Origin of the sequence: Neoalteromonas facilis (genome assembly GCF_002807665.1) — a bacterium.
GTDB lineage: Bacteria > Pseudomonadota > Gammaproteobacteria > Enterobacterales > Alteromonadaceae > Alteromonas_E > Alteromonas_E facilis.
The window spans coordinates 1,328,237-1,340,369 of record NZ_PEAY01000001.1 but is presented as its reverse complement, the minus strand read 5'-3'; the positions used below and the strand labels follow the sequence as shown (position 1 = coordinate 1,340,369).

The following is a 12,133-nucleotide window of genomic DNA, read 5'->3' as shown; positions in this document are numbered from 1 at the left end:
CAATGATACCGCCCTCGATGTAGGTAAAACCAATATTTTTCTCACTCGCCATCACTGGTCCGGCTAACGATACTGCAACCACTGCAATAATCATTCTGTGTTGCTTTAACATTAGTGTATCCTCAATTCTTAGTTATCGAAGCTCTACTACGACTTACTCTAGCACTTAGTTCAGAAATACCAGCGCCTTTATACTGATTAATAGAATTAATCGTACCCAAAAATTAGTTAAGCGAAACAGATAACAATGCCGCCAAGGCATTTTGATGAGGGATAAATTTCTGCTATTCATTGCTGTCATTCAGTTTTCATCGCACCAGTGTCGGCAACACGCACATACTCGTAGTTCAAAAAGGTTTTTCTCCTTCTTTTACAAGTATCACTAAGTCAATCCTTAGATTCGTCAATATTGAGGAGGGACTGACCATCAAACCGTCTATCATATTCATAAAAACTCGCTGGAATACTAACGACTAAACAAACATTTCCAACAGTGAATTTAAGTAGCGCCTACCGTGGTCGGTGACGCTAATAGAGCCTTGGCTCTGTTGAATAAGGGCGAGGTCTTCAGCCTTGTTGAAGATAGATTGAAGCGCGTCATCTACCGGCAGGCCAGTATTGGCATGGTACTCCTCTATAGGACAAGGCTCGCACAAGCGAAAACGATTCATAAAGTATTCGAATGGGCGATCTGCAGCCTCTACCAAGTGCAGCTGATCTGTATAGTCACGGTTCAGCTGCATATACCCGCGTGGGTGTTTCACCTTAACTCTGCGTTCAATACGGTTGTCATTGGCAAAGGTTATTTTACTGTGAGCACCACAACCAATCCCTAAATAGTCACCGAATCGCCAATAGTTGAGATTGTGCTGACATTGCTGCTGGGGTTTTGCATACGCCGAAATTTCATATTGCTGGTAGCCCGCTTCGGTTAACCGTTTATGACCTTCATGCTGTATGTCCCAAAGAATGTCATCGTCGGGTAACGTGGGCGGCTTGGAATAAAACGGCGTGTTTGGCTCTAAAGTTAATTGATACCATGATAAGTGAGGCGGCGCCTGAGCAATGGCAACTTCCAAGTCAGACATGGCATTTTCTAATGTTTGTTGGGGTAAGCCATGCATCAAATCGAGATTAAATGTCGATAGCCCCGCGCTACGCGCATAATCAGCCGCGGCAAGCGCTTGTTGGCTATCGTGAATACGCCCTAATGCAGATAAATGCTGCGTTTGAAAACTTTGAATGCCGATGGATATGCGATTTACACCTGCCTGAGTGTAACCTTTAAAGCGCTCTAGCTCGACGGTGCCTGGATTTGCTTCGAGCGTAATTTCACAATTCTCGTCCAGCGCTACTCGTTCTTTTACGCCGCTAAGCATTCGGTCGATGGCTTCTGATGAAAGTAAGCTAGGTGTGCCGCCACCGATAAAGATGCTGGTCACCGGTCTTCCCTCAACAAGCGCACCGTCAATGCTCAGGTCATCAAGAAGATGTGAGACATATTCGTGCTCGGGTAGACCACTTTTCAAGGTGTGGGAATTAAAATCACAGTAAGGACATTTCTGCACACACCAAGGAACATGGATATATAAACCGAGCGGGGGATTACGCAAAATAGTCCTTGAGCTGAGGCATAAGTAACGCAAGGGCCTTTGCGCGATGACTGATACGGCCCTTTTCGTCTTTAGGCATTTGCGCCGCCGTTTTACTTAACTCAGGTACGTAGAATACTGGGTCATAACCAAATCCATTATCGCCCTGACGTTGATGCGTAATGGTGCCAAACCAGCGTCCTTCGGCAATCATCGGTACCGGATCATTCGCATGACGCAAGAACACTAAACAGCAATAAAAGTGCGCATTGCGGTCCTCGCTCTCCTGCATGTCCGATAGTAGCTTATCAATATTGCCACTATCGTTAGCATTTTCACCGGCATAACGCGAGCTGTAGATCCCGGGTGCGCCATTTAACGCACTGACGACCAAGCCTGAGTCATCCGCAATCGCGGGTAAACCTGTAACCGCAGCTGCATGACGCGCTTTGATGATGGCGTTTTCTACAAAGGTCGTACCGGTTTCAGGTACAGACTCAACATTGAAATCTGACTGAGGAGAGACCGTGATGGCAAATTCGCTCAGCAGGTGATTAAACTCTGCAACTTTGCCTTTGTTCCCAGAGGCCAAAACAATCTGTTTGTCATTCATGGCGTTGCTCAGTCATCCTTTGCTTTATTCAAGTTCGGCCTTGGACTTCCCTTAACTTTCTTACTTGATTTAGCCTTCTTAACCGACTTTTTCACTTTTTTCTTAGGCTTTTTGGCGATACTAGGCGCTTTGTTTTTAGGGCGAAGACTATCAATGATGCGAGCTTTAAACGCATCTTGTGTGTAACGCGCAACTTTGCCAACCATGAGAAAATCATGCGCCTCGACTAATGAAATAGCTGTGCCTTTTGCGCCCGCTCGGCCCGTTCGGCCAATACGATGTAAATAGATATCGGCTTTGCGCGGCATATCATAGTTGATCACATGACTGACGTTTGGCACATCAATACCCCGTGCGGCAACATCGGTCGCAATCAGAATAGGCACTTCACCTGATTTAAAGGCTGCCATCGCAGCATTGCGGCGATCTTGTGCCATTTCTCCCTGCAACCAACAGACTTTGAAGCCATCCGTCAGCAGCTTATCTTTAAGTTGCTGAAGACGCTCACGTGTTTTCACGAAGATGATGGCGGTGGTAATATCATTTGCCAGTATGTGCTTAAGCAATGCGTATTTATGCGCCGTGTCATCTGCTAAGTGATACCACTGTAGAGTTTTGGCTTTTTCTTTTCGAGACGGTGATGCACTGACTTCAACAGGATCGTTAAGTATGTCTTGTGCAAAGCGTCGAATGCCACCGCCTTCTAACGTTGCTGAAAACAATAAGGTTTGTTTACGCCAGCGCGCTTCAGCGGCAATTTGATTCACCACGGCTGAGAATCCCATATCCAGCATGCGGTCAGCTTCATCTAAAATCAGCCATTCAATGTCTCGACAATCTGCACTTTCTTTTTCAATGTGTTCGAACAAACGACCGGGCGTAGCGACCAATATGTCTAACGGTTGACTTAACGTTTCCTTGTCGGTGCCATAGTTAATACCGCCCGTTATAACGCCGCACTTAATGTCAGTATTGACGGTGACGGCTTTGGCCTGTTCGAAAATTTGCAGTGCAAGCTCTCTGGTTGGCGACAAAATTAGAATACGCGCAGTTCCGGGCTTTTTACGCGGGAAGTCGAGTAAAAACTGACAGGCCGGCAATAAAAAAGCCAACGTTTTGCCAGTGCCTGTAGGGGCAGACGCCAACACGTCTTTTCCATCTAGCGCTTCTGGAATGGCTAACTGCTGGATGGTTGTTGGGGTCTTGAGTCCCATGGTCTCTAATGCCGCACATAACGCGTCATCGAGATCTAATTGTTCGAACATAGTGATAAACCTTGAATAGACTCCCGTAATTGTAACATTACATTTGCCATAGTGGCGCGTATGAATGACACATATTTCACCCTATTTGATATTTTGACATCTGATGGTCAAGCGGATAGTTTATCCTCCGACATTTGACAGTATGACGAACCATGTATCTCAATTACTTTGGCTTAAAAGATAACCCGTTTTCAATTGCACCGAATCCTGCCTATTTATATATGAGTCCTCGGCACAAAGAGGCGTTGGCCCATTTAACCTTTGGCTTAAGGGAAAGTGGTGGATTTGTGATGCTCACGGGAGAAGTGGGAACCGGGAAAACCACGGTATCACGTAAGTTGTTACAACAATTACCTGAAAGCACACAGGTTGCCATGATCCTCAACCCAACACTGTCAGCTTCCGAGTTGCTAGCAACCATTTGCGATGAACTCGGCATTTCCGTGGCGGAGAACAAAAGCAGCTTAAAGCAACTCACCGACGCTATTTTGAAAAAGTTGGCTGAGAACCATCAGCAAGGCAAAAACACGGTGTTGATTGTTGATGAAGCCCAGCATTTAATGCCTGAAGTCCTAGAACAATTACGTTTACTAACGAATTTAGAAACTAATCGTGAGAAGTTACTTAAAGTCGTTTTGATTGGTCAGCCAGAGCTTCAACAATTATTAAAGCGTAATGAGCTTCGCCAGCTAGCGCAACGCATTACGGCTCGTTATCACTTACTGCCTCTGACAGCCGATGAAGTACAGTCGTATATCGCCCACCGACTGGAAGTCGCTGGAGGTGATCGCAGTATGTTTCAATCCAGCGCGGTTTCAGCCGTATTTCGCATAACCGGCGGGATACCTCGGGTCATCAATTTGCTATGTGATAGGGCCATGACGTTGTCTTTTACTATGCAGACCCCTGTTGTCAGAAAGCACGTATTATTGGCCGCGGCTAAACAAATCCTCGGAGATGATGTCGTTGCGCAACGTCGAAGTCGAGGGTTTGAATATTTATTAATCGGTTTGTTTGCGGTTGCTTTAGGCGCAGGCTACTCATTGGGGGCTTGGTATGCTTAAGGTAATTGATATAAATGAGCTTCGACCGGGCATGATGATCACCCAAGTGATCTCTCAAAATGGCCCTGTCAAAATCCGTAAAGTAGGGTTGGTACGCAGCCAAGACATGTTAACCGGTCTAGCTGAAATGGGCGTGCTAACCGTTGAAATAGATACTGAGCAAAGTATCGAAATCGAGCCAGAAGAAGTTCCGACTTCGATGACGCAAAAGTTGCTGCAGGGCGAGTTCGATCACGCTCAAAGTGTCGACAACACCCTCAGTGAACAATTTAATCGCAGTTTGTTTTTACCATCAGTTAATGAGTTGCCCTCAATGTGGCAATTGCATGCTAGACAAGTTGGTTTAGCCTGCGCGGTAGTCATCGTTGGGCTGGGGTTAGGTTTTACGGCGGCTATTGCGCCTAGTTGGTTTACCAGCGCCAATCTTCAAGCGTCGACTAGCTCTGCAACGCAGCCGCTAGCTGTTGATCCATCTCAGGCTCAAGCTCCGGAAGAAACTGAAACTCAAACAACGGCCCAGGAAGTTTTGCCTACTGAGCAGGTTAGTAAGCTTTCGAGTGGTGCCGCCGAAGGTGATAAAAGTCATTCCCCTGAAGATGAAGGTTTAACGTCGTCACAACAAGAAACAATGATTGCTGCAGATATTGATACTGGATCTGAGGCTCAGACTGATGACACTGAAGAAGGTCGAGTGCTTAATTCTCCAGAAGACGAAACTGAGCCTTTGGACGGTGTTTCTGCTGAGTTATTGGCTCGATTTAATCAGGCACTAGAAGATATCGAATCTGAACCTCAGGATGGTCAAAATGAAACCCGAGTTACTGTACGTGACGACTTGCCTCGAGTGGACCAATTGCCAGCGCGTGTTTTGACCCGATTACCCGCGATGTCTTTTTCTGCTCACATGTATGCATCTGCGCGGCAAAATCGCTGGGTTCGTGCTAACGGACAGCAAGTGTATGAAGGTGATTGGATCAATGATCAGGTTCAGTTGGTCAATATCGAGCCGCAACGAGTTGTACTGTCATTCGAGGGTGAGCTTTTCACGATGGCAGCGTTGACTGACTGGTAACCGTTCTACTCTCGTACGGTTGCATGGATTAGAAGAGCTTGAATGAAGTGGATTGTTTCCGTTTCTTCTTTATTGCGGTATGTGCGCCAGATATCGCTCTGGCGCAAAAAATCACTATCGCCTAGTCTGGCATTTGGTGAATAAACACTTCTCTGAAAAACTTAGGCAAGTTCATTTTAAACTCACTGGGTTTGACTGCCGCCACAATTTCATCTTCGACTTTAGATAAATCGATGCGCTTAATTTCTGAGTGAGCATTGTTGCGGATACTGTAAAAGCTCATGACCACAGGGCTAAGCGGATCTTTCTTACCTGGTGAGCTCACCAACGCTAATTTTTCGCTGCGTAATTTGACCAATGAGCCAACCGGGTGAACGCCGATGCATTTAATAAACTGTTGCACCAACGCTTGGTCCAAAGATGTATCAGTTAATAGTTTACGCAATACCTGTGTTGGTGTTTGGCTGGTTTGGTGAGTTCGTTCAGAAATCATGGCATCATAACAATCAACAATTGCCGCCATTCGCGCATAAGTTGATATCTCTTGTCCATGCTTGCCACTGGGATAACCTGAGCCGTCCATACGTTCATGGTGGTTTTGGATCACGTCAATAACAATATCGGTGACTTCTTCACATTGTTCAATCAGCTCAACACCGATATCCACATGGCTTTGCACCAATTGCCAATCTTGTGAACTAAGCTCGCCTTTTTTGTCATAAACGTCTTTAGGCACTTTTGCCATACCAACATCCATTAGCAAGGCGCCAAGACTCAGTTCTTCTATTAACGAGCGGTCAAATTCCATGTGGCGAGCAAATATACCCATTAAGACGGAACAGTTGATACTGTGTTCCAATAAATACTCATTGGCATCTTTAATCAGTGTTAAACAAGAAATCGCACTAGTATTATCAAAAATGGAGTCAATAAGGTCCTGACTTAATTCATTAACCTTTTCTAGGTTAGCAGGGCCACCTTTTTGGATTTTACTGACAAAATCACCTTGGATCATAACCGCTTGTAGGTATAGGTCATTCGCTGCAGAGAGGGAGTCTGATTCAGATTTTGCTATTTTCTTGGTTTGCTGTTGCCGTTCACGTAGCGACTTAGAGCCTGAGCCAGATGGATCGTCAGCATCTTGTTTTAACTGACTGCGACTAAGATCAACTTCCAGCAGTTCGATGCCTTTCTGTTTTAGTTGCTCAATAGTGGCTTGTGATTTGACTAAGCCTTTCGAACGCATTTTTAAGCGCCCAGATTGCTTAAGTACTTGATTCACGTACATGCCAGGCACTAATTCAGAAATAGGAACTTCTTTTAACATCGATAAACCTTGCTACAGAATGAATCTTGAGTGTAGCAAAGTTTATCAAAAACGTAATAAAACCATCACGCTATAATGAAAATTTTCTTGATTTAGATCCAAGCTGGCATCTTACTTTCGTATTTGCCAATCGCGGCTTCTTCAAGCAAGGTTTGTCCAATCATATCCAGGCCCAATAACAAGTTCTGCTTGTGCTGTGGATCAATGTCAAATGCGAATGATTGACCATTACAACTCACGGTTTGGTTCGGCAAATCGATTTCAATTATCACGTCTGGATTTGCTTTTACTGCGGCAAATAACGTATCCATTTGCGCATTATTAAGGCTAACCGGAAGTAGCTGATTGTTGATCGCGTTGCCGTAAAAAATATCAGCGAAGTTGGTCGCAATTACTGCTTTAAATCCGTAGTCGGCGAGTGACCATGGGGCGTGTTCTCGACTCGAACCACAGCCAAAATTTTCGCGCGACAATAAAATAGATGCACTGGCATATTCGGGCTTATTGAGCACGAAATCTGGATTGGGCTCTTGTTCGTGTTGATCAAGGTAGCGCCAGTCATGGAATAGGTGTTTGCCGTAACCTTCGCGCGTAACGCCAGTTAAAAACTGCTTGGGAATAATTTGGTCAGTATCGACATTCGCTTGATCTAAAGGGCAAGCGCTGCCTGAATGTTGCTGAAAACCTTGTTCACTCATACTTGCTTACTCCTGAAAATCTCTAACGTCAGCGAAAGCGCCGCGCAAAGCCGCGGCGGCAGCCATAGCGGGGCTCACTAAGTGAGTTCGTGCGCCACGACCCTGCCGGCCTTCAAAATTACGGTTGCTGGTAGACGCGCAGCGATCGCCTGGATTGAGTTTGTCGTCATTCATGCCCAAGCACATTGAGCAACCCGGGAGGCGCCATTCAAAACCAGCATCGATAAATATACTGTCGAGTCCTTCAGCCTCAGCTTGTTGCTTAACCGCTACTGAGCCAGGTACTACAATAGCGGTAACGCTATCTGCCACTTTACCTTGCTTGGCAATATGCGCCGCAGCACGTAAGTCTTCAATGCGACTATTCGTACAGGAACCGATAAATACATGTGTAATAGGCGTGTCTGTTAGTTTGTCGCCGGTTTTTAAACCCATATACTGCAATGCCTTGCGAGCAGATTCGATGGCAACCTCAGAGGATGCTGATTCAGGTGCAGGAATAGGCGAATTAACTCCTACCACTTGCCCTGGGTTAGTTCCCCAAGTGACCTGCGGTTCAATGTCTTTTGCTGCTAACGTGACGACAGTGTCAAAGGTTGCATCTTGGTCAGAATGCAAAGTTTTCCAATGTGCTATCGCTTGCACGCGCACATCATCTTTCGGCGCGAACTCTTTATCTTCAAGGTAAGCAAAGGTGGTTTCATCTGGCGCAATCAAACCAGCTTTAGCGCCTGCTTCGATGCTCATATTGCAAATCGTCATGCGCTCTTCCATGCTGAGCGCTTCGATGGCACTGCCAGCATATTCAATTACATGGCCGGTAGCACCCGCGTGACCAATTTTCCCGATAATCGCTAAGATAATATCCTTAGCAGTAACCCCAACGGCTAGCTCTCCGTCTACACGGATAAGCATCGTTTTAGCTTTGTTCTGTTTGAGTGTTTGCGTTGCAAGCACATGTTCAACCTGAGATGTACCAATGCCGAAGGCTAGCGCACCGAATGCACCGTGCGTTGCGGTATGGGAGTCGCCGCATACTACCGTCATGCCTGGCAAAATTAACCCTAATTCAGGCCCCATAACATGCACAATACCTTGCTTTTGATGGCCCACTGGATACAAGGTAATACCGTGGTTTTCACAGTTGTTGGCCAATGTTTGCAATTGCAGTTGGTTTTCAGGCCCGCAAGCATCCAGAGCAAGCGAACGGGTTGATATGGAGTGGTCCATGGTACCAAACGTCAAATCTGGGCGGCGTACCTTACGGCCTTTGGCATCTAGTCCGGCAAACGCTTGAGGTGAGGTCACTTCATGGATCAAGTGTCGGTCAATGTATAACAAGGTTTCGTTACCTTGTTGTTGCACTACATGTGCATTCCAAATTTTTTCAAATAGCGTTAAAGCCATTAGTCTTTGCTCCTATTTTAATAATTGAGCGACTATCGCATCGCCGACTTGTGCTGTTGAATGAGCCTGGTGGCGCTGTTCTGGTGGCAGTAACTCGCCCGTTAGTGTACCTGCCTCTAAAGTGGCGATAACGGCTTGATCGATAGCATCAGCCGCGTCGCTCAGACCTAAGCTGTAACGCAACATCATCGAAGCTGAAAGTATTTGTGCCACAGGGTTTGCAATACCTTTACCGGCGATATCGGGCGCAGACCCGCCAGCAGGTTCATACAATCCAAAGCCATCGCCATTGATACTGGCAGAGGCTAACAGGCCCATTGATCCGGTTAGCATGGCGCACTCATCAGAGATAATGTCACCAAACAAGTTTGAGCACAGCATGACGTCAAATTGAGCCGGATCTTTGATCAACTGCATGGTCGCGTTATCGATGTAAATATGTTCAAGGGTGACATCCGGATATTCGGTGGCCACTTCTTCGGTAATTTCACGCCATAAACGCGAACACACGAGAACATTGGCTTTATCAACGGAGGTCACTTTCTTTCTACGTAACTGTGCGGCTTTAAATGCGCTGTGCGCGATCCGTCTAATTTCGCTAACACTGTAACGCATGGTATCAAATGCATATGCGTCTTCGCCTTCACCTTCTTTACCTTTGGGTTGACCAAAGTAAATGCCACTGGTGAGCTCTCTCACTACAAGCACATCGACACCGCTGGCGGCAATATCGCTGCGCAGGGGAGACAAGGCTTCTAGCCCTGGATAAATTTTAGCCGGGCGTAAATTACTAAACAGGTCAAAGTGGCTTCGCAGGGTTAACAGCGCTGCACGCTCTGGACGTTGCTCCAATGGTAAAGAGTCCCACTTGGGGCCACCGATAGAACCAAACAAAATCGCATCAGCCGCTTCACATCCTGCGAGCGTATCAGCTGGCAGTGCATGCCCGTGGTTATCGATGGCGCAGCCACCTACATCATAGGCTGTTCTGTTGAGCGTAATTGAAAACTGTTGTTCCACCGCATCTAACACCTTATTGGCTTCCGCCATGACCTCGGGGCCAATCCCGTCACCGGCCAACACCGCAATAGAATATTCGCTCATTTAAACGCCCTTAATTTTAACTTGTTGTTTTTTCTCATCTATTTGGTCGGCTAGATGAGTATTATTGAGTACGTGAATTAATGCTTTAACGCCCGATTCGACGATATCCGTTGCTAAACCGATACCATGGAAACGGCGGCCTCTGTATTCTGCTACCACACTGACTTGCGCTAATGCGTCAGCGCCTTCGCCCTTTGAATCGAGTTTAAAGTCGACTATGTCGACATCATCATGGCCGAGTACGCGAATAATGGCATTGAATGCAGCATCAACAGGGCCATTACCTATTGCCGATTCGGTCATGGATTCACCACCGACATTTAAGGTTACCGTGGCGCTAGGGATAATGTTGCGGCCAGCGTTCGCATGCAGGTATTCCAATGCATAATGTGCATGCTCTTGTTTTTGCTGATCAAAAAACAAAAGTGCTTCCAAATCATAGTCAAACACCTGACCTTTCTTATCTGCTAACTTGAGGAAGTCTGCATACAGCGTATCCAAGTCATAATCACTGTCTTGATAGCCAAGTTCATGTAAACGGTGCTTAATGACATGTCGACCAGAACGCGACGTAAGGTTCAGATGATTCTTATTTAGGCCGACACTTTCTGGTGTCATGATTTCATAGGTGTTTTGTGCCTTTAGAACGCCGTCTTGGTGGATGCCTGAGGAATGGCTAAAGGCGTTTGCGCCGACAATCGCTTTATTTGACTGTACCGGCATATTACACAGCTGACTGACTAAGCGTGACGTACGGGTGATTTCTGTTGTATCGATATTGGTGTCTAACCCGATTAAGGCATAGCGAGTTTTTAACGCCATAACGATTTCTTCTAATGAACAGTTACCCGCACGTTCACCAATTCCGTTAATGGTACATTCCACTTGTCGAGCGCCGTGCTCTACCGCACTTAATGAATTGGCTACGGCTAACCCTAAATCATTGTGGCAGTGAACTGAAATTGTGGCCTTATCGATATTCGGCACACGATCAAATAATGACTGAATAATACCGCCAAATTCGCTCGGGATGGTGTAGCCAACGGTGTCCGGAATATTTACTGTTGTCGCGCCTGCATTAATAGCGGCTTCCACCATACGACATAAATAATCGATATGCGTACGGCCAGCATCTTCGCAGGAGAATTCCACATCATCAGTGTATTGACGAGCATGCTTAATTGCGGCGACTGCCATTTCTACGACGTCGTCCTGGGATTTGCGTAACTTGCTGCTGACATGAATATCCGATGTTGCAATAAAGGTGTGGATCCTAAAGCGCTCAGCAACACTGAGGGCCTGCCCGCAGGCGTCGATGTCAGCCGCGACAGCGCGAGATAAACCACAGGGGATAGCGGTTTTAAGGGTTTTGGCGATCTGTTGTACTGACGTAAAGTCACCCGGTGAACTGACGGGAAAACCCGCTTCGATAATGTCAACACCGAGACGTTCGAGCGCGAGTGCTATTTGCAGCTTTTCGCGTGCACTCAGGCTGGCAGGCAATGCCTGTTCACCGTCTCGCAATGTTGTATCGAAAATTTTCACTTGGCTCATGATCTCATGCCCCTTGTTAAATGCATAAAAAAACCCGTGCGGTGCACGGGTTTTTGTGAGTTGCGAAAAAAGATGCAATCTACCCGTGCAGTCTTGCTGCCATCAGAATAAGTAGGAGTAGAGAGTTGTGTCTTTTCATTTTGTAATTTTCATGTTGCTTACTTGCACTTTACAAACTAACGCATCGATAGGCAACCATTGTTTACAATGCTCAATATAACTTTTGATTATATTGGTAGCGAAAGATGTTAATTTAATGCGGCAATACTTTTATTCATTATCCTGGGTGAGTAAACACTTTTTTAAAGTGGGTCTGTAGAACTTCCAGAAAATGACTTTTACATCACGTTTCTTCTTTTTGGTTGGTATGTAAGTGAGTATACAAGTAGAGAGGGGACTAACGTCTATTGTGGTTTTGTTAGTTATCTGGCTTTTGA

Annotated in this window: 10 protein-coding genes; 2 read left to right on the top strand and 8 right to left on the bottom strand. The window is 46.1% G+C overall.

Translation table 11 applies throughout. The features are described 5' to 3' along the window. Positions 1-473: 473 nt before the first annotated feature. The 3 genes from hemW to srmB are packed head-to-tail and all read right to left on the bottom strand — an operon-like array spanning position 474 to position 3,470. On the bottom strand, positions 474-1,613 hold the full coding sequence (gene hemW, locus CSH93_RS06120) for a radical SAM family heme chaperone HemW (RefSeq protein ID WP_100642287.1): 1,140 nt from the start codon (positions 1,611-1,613) through the stop codon (positions 474-476). Continuing rightward, complete coding sequence (locus tag CSH93_RS06115) at positions 1,606-2,205, bottom strand: XTP/dITP diphosphatase (RefSeq protein WP_100642286.1); 600 nt, start codon at positions 2,203-2,205, stop codon at positions 1,606-1,608. The genes hemW and CSH93_RS06115 overlap by 8 nt, the downstream gene beginning before the upstream one ends. Before the next feature lie 8 nt (positions 2,206-2,213). Then, positions 2,214-3,470 carry an ATP-dependent RNA helicase SrmB gene (gene srmB, locus CSH93_RS06110; RefSeq protein WP_100642285.1) on the bottom strand — a complete coding sequence of 419 codons (1,257 nt, stop codon included), beginning with the start codon at positions 3,468-3,470 and terminating at the stop codon, positions 2,214-2,216. Between the two features lie 152 nt (positions 3,471-3,622). On the opposite strand from srmB, the gene CSH93_RS06105 reads away from it, so the two are divergent. Both CSH93_RS06105 and CSH93_RS06100 read left to right on the top strand, forming a co-directional pair. Further along, positions 3,623-4,534, top strand: a complete 912-nt coding sequence (locus CSH93_RS06105) for an ExeA family protein (protein WP_100642283.1) — start codon at positions 3,623-3,625, stop codon at positions 4,532-4,534. After that, a complete protein-coding gene (locus CSH93_RS06100) occupies positions 4,527-5,606 on the top strand; it encodes a general secretion pathway protein GspB (protein ID WP_100642282.1) in 1,080 nt (359 codons plus the stop codon). The genes CSH93_RS06105 and CSH93_RS06100 overlap by 8 nt, the downstream gene beginning before the upstream one ends. A gap of 121 nt (positions 5,607-5,727) precedes the next feature. On the opposite strand, the gene CSH93_RS06095 is transcribed toward CSH93_RS06100, so the two are convergent. The 5 genes from CSH93_RS06095 to leuA form a co-directional block, all read right to left on the bottom strand. Next, positions 5,728-6,933: an HD-GYP domain-containing protein gene (locus CSH93_RS06095; protein ID WP_100642280.1), complete on the bottom strand. Its 1,206-nt coding sequence runs from the start codon at positions 6,931-6,933 to the stop codon at positions 5,728-5,730. A 92-nt stretch (positions 6,934-7,025) separates the two neighbouring features. Continuing rightward, positions 7,026-7,631: a 3-isopropylmalate dehydratase small subunit gene (gene leuD, locus CSH93_RS06090; RefSeq protein WP_100642279.1), complete on the bottom strand. Its 606-nt coding sequence runs from the start codon at positions 7,629-7,631 to the stop codon at positions 7,026-7,028. Between the two features lie 6 nt (positions 7,632-7,637). Beyond that, positions 7,638-9,038, bottom strand: coding sequence for a 3-isopropylmalate dehydratase large subunit (leuC, locus tag CSH93_RS06085; RefSeq protein WP_100642277.1), 1,401 nt, complete (start codon positions 9,036-9,038; stop codon positions 7,638-7,640). Between the two features lie 12 nt (positions 9,039-9,050). Next, positions 9,051-10,142 carry a 3-isopropylmalate dehydrogenase gene (gene leuB, locus CSH93_RS06080; RefSeq protein ID WP_100642276.1) on the bottom strand — a complete coding sequence of 364 codons (1,092 nt, stop codon included), beginning with the start codon at positions 10,140-10,142 and terminating at the stop codon, positions 9,051-9,053. Beyond that, positions 10,143-11,699, bottom strand: a complete 1,557-nt coding sequence (gene leuA / locus CSH93_RS06075) for a 2-isopropylmalate synthase (RefSeq protein ID WP_100642365.1) — start codon at positions 11,697-11,699, stop codon at positions 10,143-10,145. It lies immediately after the preceding gene. Between the last annotated feature and the right edge of the window lie 434 nt (positions 11,700-12,133).

Excerpts from the sequence above, each read along its gene's own strand:
- CSH93_RS06115 (WP_100642286.1), bottom strand. The coding sequence starts at position 2,205 with ATGAATGACAAACAGATTGTTTTGGCCTCTGGGAACAAAGGCAAAGTT.
- srmB (WP_100642285.1), bottom strand. The coding sequence starts at position 3,470 with ATGTTCGAACAATTAGATCTCGATGACGCGTTATGTGCGGCATTAGAG.
- CSH93_RS06105 (WP_100642283.1), top strand. The coding sequence starts at position 3,623 with ATGTATCTCAATTACTTTGGCTTAAAAGATAACCCGTTTTCAATTGCA.
- CSH93_RS06100 (WP_100642282.1), top strand. The coding sequence starts at position 4,527 with ATGCTTAAGGTAATTGATATAAATGAGCTTCGACCGGGCATGATGATC.
- CSH93_RS06095 (WP_100642280.1), bottom strand. The coding sequence starts at position 6,933 with ATGTTAAAAGAAGTTCCTATTTCTGAATTAGTGCCTGGCATGTACGTG.
- leuD (WP_100642279.1), bottom strand. The coding sequence starts at position 7,631 with ATGAGTGAACAAGGTTTTCAGCAACATTCAGGCAGCGCTTGCCCTTTA.
- leuC (WP_100642277.1), bottom strand. The coding sequence starts at position 9,038 with ATGGCTTTAACGCTATTTGAAAAAATTTGGAATGCACATGTAGTGCAA.
- leuB (WP_100642276.1), bottom strand. The coding sequence starts at position 10,142 with ATGAGCGAATATTCTATTGCGGTGTTGGCCGGTGACGGGATTGGCCCC.